The sequence below is a fragment of the Stenotrophomonas sp. STEN021 genome (genome assembly GCF_056760175.1).
In genome coordinates, this window is record NZ_JBRREH010000033.1 from 29,426 (window position 1) to 46,404 (window position 16,979).

Here is a 16,979-nt window from a genome sequence, read left to right on the forward strand (position 1 = left end):
GGTCAACGCCAGAAATGCATCAGCACGCCCAACAGGGCAATCAGGCCGATGATCATCGCGAACGCGTAGTGGTAGAGGAAACCGGATTGGGTGCGGCGCAGCAGGTTGGCAGCCAGGTCGACCAGACGCGCCGAACCATTGACCATCACCCCATCAACGACCGTGCTATCAACGGCACGGGCGGCCTTGCCGAGCTGCACACCACCGCCGGCAAAGCCGTCGATCCAGAGCTTGTCGAAGCCGTACTTGTTTTCCAGCACCGAAACCACCGGTGCCAGGGTCTTGCGAGCTTGTCCTGCCAGTTCCGGCTTCCAGATGTAGAACACCCAAGCCAGCGCGAAACCTGCAACCGTCAGCCAGAACGCCGGCATCTGCATGCCGTGTACCGCGTAGGCCACCGAACCGTGCCAGAACTCCTTGCCCACTTCGGCAATGGTGTCACGTGCCGGGTCATAGAAGTCGACGATGCCGGTGAAGAACGACATGGTCTGGCCCGGAATGCCGGCAGCGGCGGCATGGCCGTCCCAACCGGTACCAAACAGCATCGGGCCAATGGTGAAGAAGCCGATGAGGATGGACGGAATAGCCAGCAGGATCAGCGGCACGGTTACTACCAACGGTGATTCATGCGGCTCGTGCGCACCGTGGCCGTGATGATCATCGTGGCCATGGCCATGATCAGCGTGGTGGTCATCGTGCGCGTCACGGAAGCGTTCCTTGCCGAAGAAGGTCAGGAACAGCAGGCGGAAGCTGTAGAAGCTGGTGACGATCACGCCGCCCAGCACCGCCCAGTAACCGTACAGGGCAACCCAGCCAGCATCGGCAGCGTGCGCGTGCATCGCGGCCGCTTCGATGATGGTGTCCTTCGAGTAGAAACCAGCGAAGAACGGGGTACCAACCAGGGCCAACGTACCGATCCACATGGTGATATGGGTGATCGGCATGTATTTGCGCAGGCCGCCCATCTTCATCATGTTCTGCTCATGGTGCATGCCCATGATCACCGAACCGGCACCGAGGAACAGCAGCGCCTTGAAGAAGGCGTGGGTCATCAGGTGGAACACGGCGCCCGAGTAAGCCGACACGCCCAGCGCCACCGTCATGTAGCCCAGCTGCGACAGGGTCGAGTACGCAACCACGCGCTTGATGTCGGTCTGCACGATGCCGATCAGGCCGGTGAAGAACGCAGTGGTGGCACCGATGAACAGGATGAAGTCCAGCGCGGTCTGCGACAGCTCGAACAGCGGCGACATGCGGGTCACCATGAAGATACCCGCGGTGACCATGGTCGCGGCGTGGATCAGTGCCGAGATCGGGGTCGGGCCTTCCATCGAGTCCGGCAGCCAGACGTGCAGCGGCACCTGGGCCGACTTGCCCATTGCACCAATGAACAGGCAGATGCAGATGATGGTCGCAACGCTCCACTGGTGGTCGCCGATCAGCTGCACCATGGCGTGCCCGGTGGTCTCAGTGCCCAGCACGGTGCTGGCATTGGCAAACACAGTGGCGTAATCCAGCGAACCGAAGGCCCACAGGATGCCGGCGATGCCGAGCAGGAAGCCGAAGTCACCAACGCGATTGACCAGGAACGCCTTCATGTTGGCGAAGATGGCCGTCGGCTTCTTGAAGTAGAAACCGATCAGCAGGTACGACACCAGGCCCACCGCTTCCCAGCCGAAGAACAGCTGCAGGAAATTGTTGCTCATCACCAGGGTGAGCATCGAGAAGGTGAACAGCGAGATGTAGCTGAAGAAACGCTGGTAGCCATCGTCTTCGGACATGTAGCCGATCGAGTAGATGTGGACCAGCAGCGACACGAAGGTCACCACCACCATCATCATCGCGGTCATGCGGTCGATCATGAAACCGACGTGGGCCGCGTACTGGCCTACTTCAAAGAAGGTGTAGACGTTCTGGTTGTACGGCTGCGCCCCGCCCCACAACAGCTGGGAGAAGATGTAAGCCGACAGGCCGCAGCTGATGGCCACGCCCAGGATGGTGATGTACTGGGCGCCCTTGCGCCCCACCTGACGACCGAACAGGCCGGCGATGATGCTGCCGAACAGCGGTGCAAGCACCACTGCAATCAACAGACTCTTGGAGAGAGTGATTTCCATCTGCGGATCAGCCCTTCAGCGAATCGACTTCGCCCACGTTGATGGTGTGGCGAGTACGGAACAAGGTCACCAGGATCGCGAGGCCGATTGCAGCTTCGGCCGCGGCCACGGTCAGGATGAAGAACACGAACAGCTGACCGGCGGTGTCGCCCAGCTCACGCGAGAAGGCGATGAAGTTGATGTTCACCGACAACAGCATCAGTTCGATCGACATCAACAACACGATGATGTTCTTGCGGTTGAGGAAGATGCCGGCAACGGAGATGCAGAACATCACCGCGCCCAGCGCGAGCATATGGCCCAGAGAAATCATGGCTTGGCCTCCTCGCCACCGTCATGTTGCGTATCAACCTGCACCACCGGCTTTTCGGCGGCCATCTTGACCATGCGCAGGCGGTCTTTTGCCTTGGTCATGGTCTGCTCGGTCGGGTTCTGCGTCTTCAAGCCTTCACGACGGCGCAGGGTCAGCATCACAGCTGCCACCACGGCGACGGTCAGAATCACGGCAGCGAACTCGAACGGCAGCAGGTACTCAGTGAACAGGCTGCGTGCCAGCCAGGTGACATTGGAGGTGTCAGCAGCGACCGCAGCGGCGTTGTCCGCCGGGAACGGCGCGGTACGTGCCTTGATGCCGATCAAAGTCAGCATCTGCACCAGCATCACCACCGCGACCACCAGGCCGACCGGCAGGTAACGCACCCAGCCTTCACGCAGGTTGGTGGTGTCGATGTCCAGCATCATCACCACGAACAGGAACAACACCATCACCGCACCAACGTAGACCAGCACCAGGGTGACACCGAGGAACTCGGCCCCCACCAGCAGCCATACGCAGGCAATGGAGAAGAAGGTCAGGATCAAGCACAGCACGGCGTATACCGGGTTGCGCACGCTGATCACCGCTGCCGCGGAAATGCCGGCAATGATGGAGAAGAACCAGAAACAAATATTTACCCAATCCATCTCAAGACCTCAGCGGAAGGCGGCGTCGGCGGCGCGGCGCTCGGCGATTTCGGCTTCAAGCCGGTCGCCAATTGCCAGCAGCTGCGGCTTGGTGATGATGTTCTCGCCACGCTTCTCGAAGTGGTACTCGAGAATGTGGGTCTCGACGATCGAGTCCACCGGGCAGCTTTCTTCGCAGAAGCCACAGAAGATGCACTTGAACAGATCGATTTCGTAACGCGTGGTCCGGCGGGTGCCGTCTTCGCGCTTGGCCGAGTCGATGGTGATCGCCAGTGCCGGGCACACCGCTTCGCACAGTTTGCAGGCGATGCAGCGCTCTTCACCGTTGGGATAGCGGCGCAGGGCGTGCAGGCCACGGAAGCGCGGCGACTGCGGGAACTTCTCCATCGGGTACATCACGGTGTACTTGGGCTTGAACGCGTACTTCAGCGTCAGCCACAAGCCGCCGAGCAACTCCAGGAGCAGCAGGCTTTTGAAATAGTGGGTGATCTTATTCATGAATCAAACGCCCTTCTGGATCACGCCGTAGAACACCATCAGTGCCGTCACCGCGATCCAGAAAATGGTCAGCGGGATGAACACCTTCCAGCCCAGACGCATGATCTGGTCATAACGGAAGCGCGGGAAGCTGGCACGGAACCAGATGTACGCACTGGCGAAGAACAGCACCTTGAGCAACAGCCACGGCCAACCGCCGGTCCAGATCCAGTTGATCCACGGCGAGATGTCTGCCGTGATCCAGCCCTGGAGCGGGCTAAGCCAGCCACCGAGGAAGAAGATCGAGATCAGGAAGCTGACCAGGATCATGTTGGCGTACTCGGCCAGGAAGAACAGTGCGAACGCACCGCCGGAGTACTCCACCATGTGGCCGGCAACGATTTCCGACTCGCCTTCCACCACGTCGAACGGCGCGCGGTTGGTTTCGGCAACACCGGACACCCAGTACACGACGAACAGCGGGAACAGCGGCAGCAGGAACCAGTCGAACAGACCCGAATTACCCTTCTGCGCCAGCACGATATCGGTCAGGTTCAGGCTGCCGGCGGCGATCATCACGCCAACCAGGGCGAAGCCCATCGCGATTTCGTAGCTGACCACCTGTGCGGCCGAACGCATCGCACCGAGGAAGGCGTACTTGGAGTTGGAGGCCCAACCGGCGAGGATCACGCCGTACACGCCCAGCGAGGTCATCGCCAGCAGGTACAGCAGGCCGACGTTGGCGTTGGACAACACCAGCTTGTAGTCAAACGGAACCACCGCCCACGCCGCGAACGACGGAGCCAGCACGATCAGCGGCGCGATGACGTACATCGCCTTGTGCGCGCTGGCCGGGGCAATGATTTCCTTGAACAGCAGCTTGGTGACGTCGGCGAAGGCCTGCAGCAGGCCGCCCAGACCGACATACATCGGCCCATGACGGACGTGCATCCAGCCGATCAGCTTGCGCTCCCACAACACGTAGAAGGCAACCGAAATGATCACCGGCATGGCGATCAAGAGGATCTTGATCACCGTCCACAGCACGATGCCGATGTCACCCAGGGACATGAACCACTGGAACAAGGGCTCGATCGCGTTTAACAGCAACTCGTTCATGCAGCCACCACCGTTACCCGAGCGGCACCCAGCGGCGCGGTTGCGCCGTGGCCCGATTCAATCCACACCGTACCGGCGGCGACGCGTGCGTCGACCACGACCGACAGCGTAGCGCGACCAGCATCGGTACCGACCTTGGCCATCTGACCTTCGCTCAGCTGCAGACGCGCAGCGTCATCGGCATTGAGCACGATGCGCGGATCGTTGTTGAGCGGATGCGACTGCAGCGCCTGCGCACGACGCACGACGGCATCGGTGCGGTAGATAGCCGGGGTCGAAGCCACTTCGAAGCCCTCGCCTGCCAGCTGCGGCTGCGCCGAAGCGGCAACCTTGACCGCGACCGGCTGCAGGCCGGCACGCAGGCCTGCCAGATCGGTGAAACCGAAACCGGCCAGCTGCATGTCACCACCCAGGGCGCGCAGCACGCGCCAGCCCTCGCGGGCCTCGCCCTGCAGCTTGCCACCAGCGCGGGCGACCTGCTCGCGACCGTCCAGGTTGGTCAGCGTGCCGTCGATTTCCGGCAGTGCGCCGATCGGTAGGATCACGTCGGCGACATCGCGGGTCGAGGTGCAGGCGAAGTGGCTGAAAGCCACGACCTTGGCACCGGCCAATGCCTTGCGGGCAGCGGCGGTATCGGCGAAGTCCAGGCCCGGCTCGATGCCGTACAGGGCATAGGCCTTGCGCGGCTGCGCCAGCATTGCATTGACGTCCTTGCCGGCCGGCAGCACGCCAGCGCGGGCCAGGCCCAGCGCGTTGGCACCCTGCGGGATACGGCACAGCTTGGCGCCGGTTGCAGCGGCGAACGCGCTGGCAGCGGCACGGATGGCAGCGGCCTGCGGGTGATTCTCGGCAATGGCACCGACGATGATGACGGTGTTGTTGCCACCCTTCACCGCGTCGACCAGCTGCGTGTTGCCCAGCGCTTCGACAAACCGCGACGGTGCAACGATGTGCTTGCCGGCCAGCTTGAACGCGAAGTCGAAATCGACCGGGTTGATCGAATGGATCTTGGCACCGTTGGTGGTCTGCGCCTTGCGCAGGCGAGCGTGCAGCAGCGGCAGTTCGTGGCGGATATTGCTACCCAATACAACGATCTGATCAGCGTGCTCGATCTCGGCCAGCGACATGCCGAATGCTTCGGCAACCGGCGCATCGGAGAAGTCGCGGTTGTTGATGCGGTGGTCGATATTGTTCGAACCCAGGCCAGCGGCCAGGCGGGCCAGCAATGCGCCCTCCTCGTTCGACGTCGCCGGGTGCACCAGCACGCCGAGTTCGTCGCCACGGTTGGCTTCGAAGATTTCGCGGGCAGCAGCCAGACCTTCGGCCCAGCTCACTTCCTTCCACTCGCCATTGACCTTCTGCAGCGGCTTGACCGCGCGGTCGGCCGCATACAGGCCCTGGTGCGAATAACGATCGCGATCGGACAGCCAGCACTCGTTGACCAGCTCGTTGTCACGCGGCACCGCGCGCAGCACTTCGCCGCGACGGGTGTGCAGGAACAGGTTCGAGCCCATCGCGTCGTGGTAACCCAGCGATTCGCGCGCGGTCAGTTCCCACGGGCGCGCCTTGAACTGGAACACCTTGTTGGTCAGCGCGCCGACCGGGCACACGTCGATGACGTTGCCGGACAGCTCGGTGGTCAACGGCTTGCCGTCGTAGGTGCCGATCTGCAGGTTTTCACCACGCGACATGCCACCCAGCTCGTAGGTGCCAGCGACTTCAGCGGTGAAGCGCACGCAACGGGTGCACTGGATGCAGCGGGTCATCTCGGTGGCGACCAGCGGCCCCATGTCCTCGTCGACCACAACGCGCTTGCGCTCGTTGAAGCGGCTGACCGAACGGCCGTAGCCCAGCGACACGTCCTGCAATTCGCACTCGCCGCCCTGATCGCAGATCGGGCAGTCCAGCGGGTGGTTGATGAGCAGGAACTCCATCACCGAACGCTGGTACTTGAGCGCCTTCTCGTTGCGGGTCTGGATCTTCATGCCATCCATGACCGGGGTTGCGCAGGCCGGCGACGGCTTGGGCGACTTTTCAACGTCGACCAGACACATGCGGCAGTTTGCGGCGATCGGCAGCTTCTCGTGGTAGCAGAAGCGCGGAATCGGGATGCCAGCCTTGTCGGCGGCCTGGATGATCATCGAACCCTTGGGTACGACCAGACTCTGACCATCGATATCGATGGTCACATGATCCGGCGGTACATTGGGATTTACCGGTTGCGCGCTCATGCGGCAGCAGTCTCCACCTTCTTGCCGTCAACCATCGAATGACCGTTGACGATGTAGTACTCGAATTCGTTCCAGAACTGGCGCAGGAAGCCTTGAATCGGCCACGCTGCCGCCTCACCGAACGCACAGATGGTGTGGCCTTCAATCTGGCCGGCAACCGTCTTCAGCTGATGCAGGTCTTCCATCGTGGCCTGGCCGGCGACGATGCGCTCCAGCACACGGTGCATCCAGCCGGTGCCTTCGCGGCACGGGGTGCACTGGCCACAGGATTCCTTGTGGAAGAACTGGCTGATGCGGCAGGCGAACTTGACGCAGCAGACGCTGTCATCCAGCACCACGATGGCACCCGAACCCAGGCCCGAGCCCAGTGCACGGATGGTGTCGTAGTCCATCGCCAACCCATTGAGCTGCTCGGCGGTCAGCACCGGCATCGACACGCCGCCCGGGATTGCGCCCTTCAGCTTGCGACCCGGGCGCAGGCCACCGGCCATTGCCAGCAGGTCGTCGAAGGTGGTGCCCAACGGCACTTCGAAGTTGCCGCCCTTTGTCACGCAGCCGGAGACCGAGAAGCACTTCGGGCCGCCGTTGTTGGTCAGGCTCAGGTTCTTGAACCACTCCGCGCCGTTGCGGATGATCGCCGGCACCGAGGCATAGGTCTCGGTGTTGTTGATCGTGGTCGGCTTGCCGTACAGGCCGAAGTTGGCCGGGAACGGCGGCTTGTAACGCGGCTGGCCCTTCTTGCCTTCCAGCGATTCCATCAGTGCGGTTTCTTCGCCGCAGATGTAGGCGCCGGCGCCGAGTGCGCCATAGATGTCGATGTCGCAACCGCTGCCCAGCACGTTCTTGCCCAGCCAGCCGTGCTTGTAGGCATCAGCCAGGGCCTGCTCGAAGTGCTCGAACGGCTCGTGGTGGAACTCACCGCGCAGGTAGTTGTACGCCGCGGTCGAGCCGGTGGCGTAGCAGGCAATCGCCATGCCTTCCACCACCGAATGCGGGTTGTAGCGCAGGATGTCGCGGTCCTTGCAGGTGCCCGGCTCGGATTCATCCGAGTTGCAGAGGATGTACTTCTGCACATCACCCTTGGGCATGAAGGACCACTTCAGGCCGGTCGGGAAGCCCGCGCCGCCGCGGCCGCGCAGGCCGGACTGCTTGACCATCTCGATGACGTCGGCCGGTGGGATCTTCTCTTCGAGGATCTTGCGCAGCGCGGCGTAGCCACCGGTCTTCAGATAGCTTTCGTACGACCACGGGGTGTCGTAATGCAGCGTGGTGTAGACCACGTTGTGCGGAAGCGGCGCCGGTCCGACCGGGCCCTTGGATTCGTGGTGTGCCATGCCTTACTCCAGCCCGTCCAGCAGCGCGTCGACCTGGTCCAGCGTCAGGCGCTCGTGGTAATGACCGTTGATGACCATCATCGGCGCACCGGCGCAACCAGCCAGGCACTCTTCCTCTTTCTTGAGGTAGACGCGGCCATCGGCGGTCGATTCACCGTGCTTGATGCCCAGCTTCTTCTCGCAATGACGGACGATGTCGTCGGCGCCATTGAGCCAGCAGCTGACGTTGGTGCAGATGGCGACGTTGTTGCGGCCAACCTTCTCGGTCTCGAACATCGAGTAGAAGGTTGCAACTTCGTACGCCCACACGAACGGCAGGTCCAGGTACTTGGCCACGCCGGCGATCAGCTCGTCGCTCAGCCAGCCCTGGTTCTGCTCCTGTGCGGCATGCAGGCCCTGCAGCACCGCCGAACGCTTGCGATCGGGCGGGAACTTGGACAGCCAGTGATCGATGTGAGCGCGCGTCTTGTCGCTCAACACCACCATCGGGTCGACGTTGCGCGCCGCCTCGAAATTACCCGTCGCCTTCATCGGCCGACCTCAACGAATACCAAAAGCTGAAAAACCGATGCCTGCGGCGGCAGAACCGCGCAGGCAACGGACGATGTGTGATTGGCCGACATTACCGGTCAACCTCGCCGAACACGAGGTCGTAGGTGCCGATCATTGCCACCACGTCGGCCAGCATGTGGCCGCGCACGACCGAGTCGATCGAGGACAGGTGGGCGAAGCCCGGCGCGCGCAGGTGGGCACGGAACGGTTTGTTGGCACCGTCGGAGACCAGGTAGCAGCCGAACTCGCCCTTGGGCGCTTCAACTGCCGCATAGGTTTCGCCGGCCGGTACGCAGTAGCCTTCACTGAACAGCTTGAAGTGATGGATCAGCGCTTCCATGTCGTCCTTCATCTCGGCGCGAGCCGGCGGGGCAACCTTGAAGTTCTTGACCATCACCGGGCCCGGATTGGCCTTCAGCCACGCCACGCACTGCTTGATGATGCGGTTGGATTCGCGCATCTCGGCAACACGCACCAGGTAACGGTCGTAACAGTCGCCATTGGTACCCAGCGGGATGTCGAAATCGACCGCGTCGTACTTGGCATACGGCTGCTTCTTGCGCAGATCCCAGGCAATGCCCGAACCACGCAACATCACGCCGGTCATGCCCCAGGCCAGCGCATGTTCCGGGGTGATCACGCCGATGCCAACAGTACGCTGCTTCCAGATACGGTTGTCGGTCAGCAGGGTTTCGTATTCGTCAACGCGGCCCGGGAACTCATTGGTGAAGTTTTCCAGGAAGTCGAGCAGCGAGCCCTCGCGCGAAGCGTTCAGACGCTTCAGCGCATTGCCCTTGTGCCAACGCGATTCCTTGTACTTGGGCATGGTGTCCGGCAGGTCGCGGTAGACACCGCCCGGACGGTAGTACGCCGCGTGCATGCGCGCGCCGGAGACTGCTTCGTAGCAGTCCATCAGCTCTTCGCGCTCACGGAAGGCATACAGCATCACCGCCATCGCGCCCAGATCCAGGCCGTTGGAACCCAGCCACATCAAGTGGTTCAGGATACGGGTGACTTCGTCGAACATGGTGCGGATGTACTGCGCACGCTCCGGCACTTCGATACCCACCAGGGTTTCGATGGCACGGACATAGGCGTGCTCGTTGCACATCATCGAGCAGTAATCCAGGCGATCCATGTAACCGATCGACTGGTTGAACGGCTTGGACTCGGCCAGCTTCTCGGTCGCGCGGTGCAGCAGGCCGATATGCGGGTCGGCGCGCATGATGGTTTCGCCGTCCATTTCCAGGATCAGGCGCAGCACACCGTGCGCAGCCGGATGCTGCGGACCGAAGTTCATGGTGTAGTTGCGGATTTCCTGCTTGGCTTCGGCAGGATTGCTCGCAAAGGCCTGCGAGGCCTGGTGGTATTCCTTCTTTACGTCCGCACTCACTTGCTTGCCTCCGTCTGCGCGCGCTCGCCTTCAGCGGTCTGGAAACGGGCATCGTCGCGGATAACACGCGGCACGCCTACGCGCGGCTCGACCGAAGTCACCGGCTCGTAGACCACACGCTTCTTTTCTTCGTCGTAACGCACTTCGACGTTGCCGATCAGCGGGAAATCCTTGCGGAACGGATGACCCACGAAACCGTAGTCGGTCAGGATGCGACGCAGGTCCGGGTGACCTTCGAAGATCACGCCGTACAGATCGAACGCTTCGCGCTCGAACCAGTTCAGGCCCGGATAGATGTCGGTCAGCGAGGCCACCACCGGCAGCGATTCGCTGGGCGCGTAGCAACGGATGCGCAACAGCTGGTTGTGCTGGTAGGAACGCAGCTGGCAGACCACGGCGAAACGCTGTTTCGGCATAGCGTCCGGCTGCGCACCTTCAGCGGTTTCGTGACTGGGAAATTCACCCCAGGCGAAACGACCGGCGCCACTGCCTTCCACGCCACGGCTGAAGCCGTGCGAGGAAACGTCCGAGGTATCCCACTCGTCGCTGCCGTAGCCGAGGTAATCGACGCCACACAGGTCGGTGGCGTGCTCGAAACCGAGTTCATCACGCAGCGCCAGAGCGGTTGCGTGCCAATCGGCAACGGCCACTTCCAGCGTTACTTCGCCGCGCGGTTCGACCACCACAACCTGCGCACCGGCAAAACGGGCGCGAAGTTTATCGATGAGAGAAGGTGCTTGCTGGGCCATGGGGGCTGGCGTGCTCTTGATTTGAAAGGGGGTCAGCGTGCGATGGTCTGGGTACGCCAGATCTTCTTCTGCAGCTGCAAAATGCCGTACACCAGCGCCTCGGCCGTCGGCGGACAGCCCGGGACGTAGACGTCCACCGGCACCACACGATCGCAACCGCGCACCACGGCATAGGAATAATGGTAATAACCGCCACCGTTGGCGCAGCTACCCATCGAGATGACCCACTTCGGGTCCGGCATCTGGTCGTAGACCTTGCGCAGCGCCGGGGCCATCTTGTTGACCAGGGTACCGGCCACGATCATCACGTCGGATTGACGCGGCGAGGGACGGAACACCACACCGTAGCGATCAAGGTCCAGACGCGCCGCACCGGCGTGCATCATTTCCACTGCGCAGCAGGCCAGACCGAAGGTCATGGGCCACATCGAGCCGGTACGTGCCCAGTTCAACAGCGCGTCAACGCTGGTGGTCACATAGCCCTTCTCGAGCAGGGGGTTATCGCCTTCAGGCCGCAGAATGTCATCAACCCGCCCTTCCGGAACGGGGTTGTTCATCAGGCCGTCGAGAGTTTGGATCACTCCCATTCCAGCGCTCCCTTCTTCCACACGTAGATAAAGCCGAGGAACAGCATGCCCACGAACAAGCCCATGGTGACCAGCGAACGGGCGCCGAGCTCCATGAACACCTGGGTCCAGGGCACAATAAAGATGATTTCCAGGTCAAAGACGATGAACTGGATGGCGATGAGGTAGTAGCGCACGTCGAACTTCATGCGCGCGTTCTCGAACGCCTCGAAGCCACACTCGTAGGCGGAGAGTTTCTCGGTGTCCGGCGAACGCGGAGCGAGGAACCGACCGATCAACATCAGCGCAACGCCAATGCCGGTGGCGACGATCAGAAACAGCAGAGACGGCAAATATTCGGCCAGCACAGCGATTCTCTCTTGCCTCTGCCCGGGACACCTGCAGGTGCCAAGGCATGGGGGATGAACGGGACTTGCCACGACGGGAAGCTGCTGCAACCCGTGTACCCGCATAAAACAATGGTGCCCAAGAGGGGACTCGAACCCCTACGACTCTCGTCGCTACCACCTCAAGGTAGTGCGTCTACCAATTCCGCCACCTGGGCTTACGTCAGCGCAGCTGCTTCGCAGTGCGCCGCGTATTGTAACCGTCTTCAGTCTTTCTGTGCGGGTTCAGCGGGCTTTTCTTCACTCTTGGCAGGAATATTTTCCGCCGGAGCCGTTGCCTGCGGCACTTCACCCACGGTCGCAGCAGCCGGAGCTGCCGGAACGGACTGCAACTCACCCGCCGGAGCCGCCGGTGCAGCAGCCGGAGCCGCCGTTTCAACCGCACCCATCAGGCCCATGCCTTGGTCGGCCGGACGCGAACCGTGGCTGGCGTACCACGCCATGAACAAGCTGATGCCGAAAAACACCACGGCCAGCCACTTGGTGCTCTTGGACAGGAAGTTGGACGCGCCACGCGCGCCAAACACCGTACCCGACGCACCGGCACCAAAACCCGAACCAGCGGCAGCACCAGAGCCACGCTGCATCAGGATCAGCGCGATCATCGCGAGCGCCACCAGCACATAGACCACATTGAGGATCAACATCAGCATTTTTGAAATCCGTCCCGGACAATTACCCGTTAGCGACTGGCAGCCGCCCTCGCGATGGCCAGAAAATCAGCCGCCACCAGCGAAGCGCCACCTACCAGCCCGCCATCGACGTCAGGCTGTGAAAACAGCTCTGCTGCGTTGTCGGGCTTGACGCTGCCGCCATAAAGGATCGACAACGAATCGGCAATTCTAGCATCGCGCTCGGCGACTACGCCACGAATGAACGCATGCACGGCCTGCGCCTGCTCCGGCGAGGCGGTACGGCCGGTGCCAATTGCCCAGATCGGCTCATAGGCGACAACAGCCTTGGCGAAGGCCTGGACCCCGGCCAGATCCAGCACCGGCGCCAACTGCGCGGCAATCACCGCCTCGGTCTGCCCAGCCTCACGCTGCTCCAGCGTCTCACCAACACATAAGACTGGAATCAGGCCTGCATTGACCGCGGCAACGAACTTGCGCGCCACCAGCTCACTGCTTTCACTGTGGTACTGGCGGCGCTCGGAGTGCCCGACCAGACCATGGGTGGCACCAACATCCACCAGCATGCTGGCCGAAACCTCGCCTGTGTAAGCACCCTTCTCGTTGCTACTGACGTCCTGCGAGCCGAATGCCAGCTCCGTATCTTCGAAATCCTCGACCAGATCGCCCAGATACGGCAGCGGCGGCAGGATCACCAGGCTCACACCGGGCAGCGGCAGGCCAGCGGCCACCTGCCCGACCAAGTCGGTGGCGAATTGACGGCTGCCATGCAGCTTCCAGTTACCAGCAACGATTTTTTGGCGCATTCAGGCATAACTCCCCGGTAAAAGTATCGGCAAAGGATAGCCGATATGCGGACATCAGCAGGACAAACTGCGGACAACGGAAGACAAGATGCAAAAACGCCGCCGGGCCAAGGCCGCGACGGCGTCGATGCGACAACAACCGGAACCAGCGCCGGCTTACTTCAGCTTGATCTCGCGCAGGCGCTGCTCAAGGAAGCCATGGGCGGTGATCGCCTCCGGGTAGCGGCTCGGATTCTCCGCAGTGATGCACGAGGGCAGCACGTCGATCAGGAAATCCGGGTTCGGATGCAGGAAGAACGGCACCGAATAGCGCGGCTTGCGCGCCAGCTCACCCGGGGGATTGACCACGCGATGGATGGTGGACGGGTACACATGGTTGGTCAGGCGCTGCAGCATGTCGCCGATATTGACCACGATGGTGTCGGCGTCAGAGGTGAACGGCACCCACTCACCCTCATGCGACTGCACTTCCAGGCCGGCCGCACTGGCACCGACCAGCAAGGTGATGAAATTGATGTCGCCATGGGCGCCGGCGCGCACATTGGGGATATCGTCGGTGGTGATCGGCGGGTAATGGATCGGACGCAGGATCGAGTTGCCGTTGTTGGTCTTGTCGGCGAAGTAGCTCTCCGGCAGGCCGATGTGCAGGGCCAGTGCCGACAGCACCCGCGAACCCAGCTGGTCGAGCTTCTGGTACAGCCCGTAGCCGTGTTCCTTGAAGCCCGGAACTTCGCTCGGCCACAGGTTCGGCGGCATCACCTCGCGATACTTGGAGTCATCACCAATCTCGCGGCCAATATGCCAGAACTCCTTCAGATCGAAATGCGAGGACCCCTTGGCGGTTTCCACACCGAACTGGGTATAGCCACGCGCACCACCACCACCAGCGATGTGGTACTGCTTCTTCACATCTTCCGGCAGGGCGAAGAACGCCTTGAACACGTCATACGCGGCGTCGATGTCCGCCTGCGGAATGCCGTGGTTGCGAATACCCGCAAAACCCCATTCACGATACGCGGCGCCCAGCTCAGCCACAAAGGCGTCACGGTCAGTATCGAAACGGGTGATGTCGAGGGTGGGAATACGGGAACTCATACAAAACTCCAAAGAAGGGAACGGGACGCCGGCCATTGAAACCGACGTCCCGGCAACACAACCATGATCCAGCTCAAACCTGTGCGGCAGCCGAACGAACCGCCTCGGCCAGTGCCTCAAGGGTAGCGGCCATCAGCCCGGCCTCATCGGCCTCGACCGTGACCCGCACCACCGGCTCGGTACCCGAAGGCCGCAGGAACGCCCTGCCCCGCCCGGCCACTGCCGCCTGTGCGGCTGCAAGTGCGGCCTGTACCGGCGCGCTGGCAACAACTTCGCGCGCCCCGCTTTCCAGGCGCACATTGATCGTCTTCTGCGGCACCATCACCAGCCCCTGCAGCGCCTGCCGCAGGTTCACGCCGGCACCACCAAGCACTTCCAGCACCTGCAATGCACTGACGATGGCATCGCCGGTGGTAGCACGATCCAGGCACAGGATGTGACCGGAGGCTTCGCCACCCAGCACGCCGTTGCCGTCGACCAGCGCCTTGTGTACATAACGGTCGCCGACATTGGCGCGGACGAACGGAATACCCAGACGCTCCAACGCCTGCTCCATCCCGTAATTGGTCATCAGCGTCCCGACTACCGGACCATGCAGGCGCCCATTGGCCTGCCAAGCCTTGGCCAGCACGTACAGCAAACCATCACCATCCACCGCCGCACCGGTGTGATCGACCATCAACACGCGGTCGCCATCGCCATCGAAGGCGATACCGATATCCGCGCCGACCTCGGTCACCTTGCGCGCCAGGCTGTCGATGTGCATCGAGCCCACGCCATCATTGATGTTGATGCCGTTCGGCTCCGCACCGATCGCAGTCACCTCCGCCCCCAGCTCGCGGAACAGCAACGGCGCAACGTGATAGGTGGCGCCGTGGGCGCAGTCAAGCACGACCTTGAGCCCGCGCAGGTAGAAATCACGTGGCACGCTGGCTTTGCAGAACTCGATGTAACGACCGACCGCATCACGCGCACGGACGGCCTTGCCCAGCTGTTCGGATTCCACCGTCGAGAACGGCTGATCCATCGCTGCTTCCAGCGCCAGTTCGGTGGCGTCATCGAGCTTTTCGCCTTCGCCGGAGAAGAACTTGATGCCGTTGTCGTAATGCGGATTGTGCGAGGCACTGATCACGATACCGGCATCGGCGCCCAGCGTGTGCGCCAGGAAAGCCACCGCCGGAGTCGGCATCGGCCCGATCAGCTGCACATTGGCACCTGCGGCAACCAAGCCTGCCTCCAACGCCGACTCGAACATATAGCCGGAGATGCGGGTGTCCTTGCCGATCACCACGGTCGGTTGCTTGCCACCACGCGCAACCAATACGCGGCCCAGCGCATTGCCGACCCGCAGCACGAAATCAGCGGAAATCACGCCCTTGCCGACCCGACCACGGATGCCGTCGGTGCCAAAATACTTGCGCGTACCCATCAGGCTGCCACTTCCTCATGCTGCGGCTGACGACCCAGCATGGCCAGCAGGTCGGCCAGACGATCGCGCATTTCGCGACGGTCGCAGATCTGGTCGATGGCACCATGTTCGAGCAGGAACTCCGAGCGCTGGAAGCCTTCGGGCAGCTTTTCTCGCACGGTCTGCTCAATCACGCGCGGGCCGGCAAAGCCGATCAGCGCCTGCGGTTCGGCAATATTGATATCACCCAGCATCGCGAACGAGGCCGAAACACCACCCGTGGTGGGATGGGTCAGCACCGAGATATAGGGCAGACCAGCTTCACGCAGCTTGGCCAGCGCGGCCGAGGTCTTGGCCATCTGCATGAGCGAGAACAGGCCTTCCTGCATGCGTGCACCGCCAGAGGCGGAGAAGCAGACGTAGGGGGAACCGATTTCCAGTGCGGTTTCGGCAGCAAGCGCGAAACGCTCACCGACCACCGAGCCCATCGACCCGCCCATGAAGGCAAAATCGAATGAGGAGGCAACCAGCGGGCGCCCCTTCAGCAGGCCGCGCATGGCAACCAGCGCGTCGTACTCGCCGGTGTTCTTCTGGCTGGCCTTAATGCGCTCGACGTACTTCTTCTGGTCCTTGAACTTGAGCACGTCGGTCGGCCCGAGGCGGGCGGCGATCTCGCTGGTGCTGTCAGCATCAAACAACGAGGCCAGGCGCGCGCGCGCGCGGATGGCCATGTGGTGCCCGCACTTCGGGCAGACCTCAAGGTTTTCTTCCAGCTCCGGGCGGTACAGGGCCGCGCCGCAGCTGCTGCATTTTTCCCACAGCCCCTCGGGGACGCTGCGTTTTTTGGAGGGCGTGTTGTCGGTACGGATGCCGGACGGCATCAACTTGCTGAGCCAACTCATGCGGGATGACAATTCCGTTCAGGGTGGCCTCGCGGCCACGACAGGGCCCACAGTCTAGCTCACCACTGCGACCAAGTCGCAGCACCGGATCTGGCGCAATCCCTACTGCCGCGTATGTTTGCAGCGCAACGCCGGGCCAAGCCAGGCAGAAAGCCGGACCGCTGTAGTGCCGAGCCATGCTCGGCAGAGGCCTTGCCGATAAAGCGTCCTTGTAGTGCCGAGCATGGC

The 16,979-nt window shown here is 62.3% G+C and carries 17 protein-coding genes and 1 tRNA gene; all 18 read right to left on the bottom strand.

Features of this window, described 5'->3' with window-relative positions; all coding sequences use genetic code 11:
- Nucleotides 1-2 precede the first annotated feature (2 nt).
- The 18 genes from nuoL to accD all read right to left on the bottom strand — a co-directional run bounded on the left by nuoL (nt 3) and on the right by accD (nt 16,751).
- Complete coding sequence (gene nuoL, locus ACVOL0_RS09235; protein ID WP_481548836.1) at nt 3-2,117, bottom strand: NADH-quinone oxidoreductase subunit L; 2,115 nt, start codon at nt 2,115-2,117, stop codon at nt 3-5.
- 7 nt (nt 2,118-2,124) lie between these two features.
- Nucleotides 2,125-2,430: an NADH-quinone oxidoreductase subunit NuoK gene (gene nuoK, locus ACVOL0_RS09240; RefSeq protein WP_054656949.1), complete on the bottom strand. Its 306-nt coding sequence runs from the start codon at nt 2,428-2,430 to the stop codon at nt 2,125-2,127.
- The gene (locus ACVOL0_RS09245; RefSeq protein ID WP_481515243.1) at nt 2,427-3,080 is read right to left on the bottom strand and encodes an NADH-quinone oxidoreductase subunit J; all 654 of its coding nucleotides are present in this window, start codon (nt 3,078-3,080) and stop codon (nt 2,427-2,429) included. Before ACVOL0_RS09245 ends, nuoK begins: the two co-directional genes overlap by 4 nt.
- A gap of 9 nt (nt 3,081-3,089) precedes the next feature.
- Entirely contained in the window at nt 3,090-3,578 is a 489-nt protein-coding gene (gene nuoI, locus ACVOL0_RS09250) for an NADH-quinone oxidoreductase subunit NuoI (protein ID WP_481513021.1), read from the bottom strand.
- Nucleotides 3,579-3,581: 3 nt separating this feature from the next.
- On the bottom strand, nt 3,582-4,676 hold the full coding sequence (nuoH, locus tag ACVOL0_RS09255; protein WP_481548837.1) for an NADH-quinone oxidoreductase subunit NuoH: 1,095 nt from the start codon (nt 4,674-4,676) through the stop codon (nt 3,582-3,584).
- A complete protein-coding gene (gene nuoG / locus ACVOL0_RS09260) occupies nt 4,673-6,907 on the bottom strand; it encodes an NADH-quinone oxidoreductase subunit NuoG (protein ID WP_481548838.1) in 2,235 nt (744 codons plus the stop codon). The genes nuoH and nuoG overlap by 4 nt, the downstream gene beginning before the upstream one ends.
- Nucleotides 6,904-8,241 (bottom strand): NADH-quinone oxidoreductase subunit NuoF, encoded by a 1,338-nt coding sequence (gene nuoF, locus ACVOL0_RS09265; protein WP_282268405.1) that lies wholly within the window; start codon nt 8,239-8,241, stop codon nt 6,904-6,906. The genes nuoG and nuoF overlap by 4 nt, the downstream gene beginning before the upstream one ends.
- A 3-nt stretch (nt 8,242-8,244) precedes the next feature.
- Nucleotides 8,245-8,772 carry an NADH-quinone oxidoreductase subunit NuoE gene (gene nuoE / locus ACVOL0_RS09270; protein ID WP_282268404.1) on the bottom strand — a complete coding sequence of 176 codons (528 nt, stop codon included), beginning with the start codon at nt 8,770-8,772 and terminating at the stop codon, nt 8,245-8,247.
- Nucleotides 8,773-8,863: 91 nt separating this feature from the next.
- Nucleotides 8,864-10,093, bottom strand: a complete 1,230-nt coding sequence (locus ACVOL0_RS09275) for an NADH-quinone oxidoreductase subunit D (protein ID WP_481548843.1) — start codon at nt 10,091-10,093, stop codon at nt 8,864-8,866.
- A gap of 89 nt (nt 10,094-10,182) precedes the next feature.
- Nucleotides 10,183-10,935, bottom strand: coding sequence for an NADH-quinone oxidoreductase subunit C (locus tag ACVOL0_RS09280; protein WP_313173596.1), 753 nt, complete (start codon nt 10,933-10,935; stop codon nt 10,183-10,185).
- A gap of 32 nt (nt 10,936-10,967) precedes the next feature.
- A complete protein-coding gene (locus ACVOL0_RS09285; protein ID WP_017354657.1) occupies nt 10,968-11,522 on the bottom strand; it encodes a NuoB/complex I 20 kDa subunit family protein in 555 nt (184 codons plus the stop codon).
- On the bottom strand, nt 11,513-11,869 hold the full coding sequence (locus tag ACVOL0_RS09290) for an NADH-quinone oxidoreductase subunit A (protein WP_282268401.1): 357 nt from the start codon (nt 11,867-11,869) through the stop codon (nt 11,513-11,515). Before ACVOL0_RS09290 ends, ACVOL0_RS09285 begins: the two co-directional genes overlap by 10 nt.
- Nucleotides 11,870-11,981: 112 nt before the next feature.
- Nucleotides 11,982-12,066: transfer RNA gene (locus ACVOL0_RS09295), tRNA-Leu, on the bottom strand.
- Nucleotides 12,067-12,114: 48 nt separating this feature from the next.
- Nucleotides 12,115-12,561, bottom strand: a complete 447-nt coding sequence (gene secG, locus ACVOL0_RS09300) for a preprotein translocase subunit SecG (protein WP_481548839.1) — start codon at nt 12,559-12,561, stop codon at nt 12,115-12,117.
- Nucleotides 12,562-12,590: 29 nt separating this feature from the next.
- A complete protein-coding gene (gene tpiA / locus ACVOL0_RS09305; protein WP_481548840.1) occupies nt 12,591-13,346 on the bottom strand; it encodes a triose-phosphate isomerase in 756 nt (251 codons plus the stop codon).
- Nucleotides 13,347-13,502: 156 nt separating this feature from the next.
- Nucleotides 13,503-14,441: an isopenicillin N synthase family dioxygenase gene (locus ACVOL0_RS09310; RefSeq protein WP_481548841.1), complete on the bottom strand. Its 939-nt coding sequence runs from the start codon at nt 14,439-14,441 to the stop codon at nt 13,503-13,505.
- A gap of 73 nt (nt 14,442-14,514) precedes the next feature.
- Entirely contained in the window at nt 14,515-15,870 is a 1,356-nt protein-coding gene (glmM, locus tag ACVOL0_RS09315) for a phosphoglucosamine mutase (protein ID WP_481548842.1), read from the bottom strand.
- The gene (gene accD, locus ACVOL0_RS09320) at nt 15,870-16,751 is read right to left on the bottom strand and encodes an acetyl-CoA carboxylase, carboxyltransferase subunit beta (protein ID WP_481513029.1); all 882 of its coding nucleotides are present in this window, start codon (nt 16,749-16,751) and stop codon (nt 15,870-15,872) included. Before accD ends, glmM begins: the two co-directional genes overlap by 1 nt.
- Nucleotides 16,752-16,979: the final 228 nt, after the last annotated feature.

Bases quoted from the DNA above. Each gene is read 5' to 3' on its own strand.
- nuoL (WP_481548836.1), bottom strand. From the start codon at position 2,117: ATGGAAATCACTCTCTCCAAGAGTCTGTTGATTGCAGTGGTGCTTGCA.
- nuoK (WP_054656949.1), bottom strand. From the start codon at position 2,430: ATGATTTCTCTGGGCCATATGCTCGCGCTGGGCGCGGTGATGTTCTGC.
- ACVOL0_RS09245 (WP_481515243.1), bottom strand. From the start codon at position 3,080: ATGGATTGGGTAAATATTTGTTTCTGGTTCTTCTCCATCATTGCCGGC.
- nuoI (WP_481513021.1), bottom strand. From the start codon at position 3,578: ATGAATAAGATCACCCACTATTTCAAAAGCCTGCTGCTCCTGGAGTTG.
- nuoH (WP_481548837.1), bottom strand. From the start codon at position 4,676: ATGAACGAGTTGCTGTTAAACGCGATCGAGCCCTTGTTCCAGTGGTTC.
- nuoG (WP_481548838.1), bottom strand. From the start codon at position 6,907: ATGAGCGCGCAACCGGTAAATCCCAATGTACCGCCGGATCATGTGACC.
- nuoF (WP_282268405.1), bottom strand. From the start codon at position 8,241: ATGGCACACCACGAATCCAAGGGCCCGGTCGGACCGGCGCCGCTTCCG.
- nuoE (WP_282268404.1), bottom strand. From the start codon at position 8,772: ATGAAGGCGACGGGTAATTTCGAGGCGGCGCGCAACGTCGACCCGATG.
- ACVOL0_RS09275 (WP_481548843.1), bottom strand. From the start codon at position 10,093: ATGAACTTCGGTCCGCAGCATCCGGCTGCGCACGGTGTGCTGCGCCTG.
- ACVOL0_RS09280 (WP_313173596.1), bottom strand. From the start codon at position 10,935: ATGGCCCAGCAAGCACCTTCTCTCATCGATAAACTTCGCGCCCGTTTT.
- ACVOL0_RS09285 (WP_017354657.1), bottom strand. From the start codon at position 11,522: ATGGGAGTGATCCAAACTCTCGACGGCCTGATGAACAACCCCGTTCCG.
- secG (WP_481548839.1), bottom strand. From the start codon at position 12,561: ATGCTGATGTTGATCCTCAATGTGGTCTATGTGCTGGTGGCGCTCGCG.
- tpiA (WP_481548840.1), bottom strand. From the start codon at position 13,346: ATGCGCCAAAAAATCGTTGCTGGTAACTGGAAGCTGCATGGCAGCCGT.
- ACVOL0_RS09310 (WP_481548841.1), bottom strand. From the start codon at position 14,441: ATGAGTTCCCGTATTCCCACCCTCGACATCACCCGTTTCGATACTGAC.
- glmM (WP_481548842.1), bottom strand. From the start codon at position 15,870: ATGGGTACGCGCAAGTATTTTGGCACCGACGGCATCCGTGGTCGGGTC.
- accD (WP_481513029.1), bottom strand. From the start codon at position 16,751: ATGAGTTGGCTCAGCAAGTTGATGCCGTCCGGCATCCGTACCGACAAC.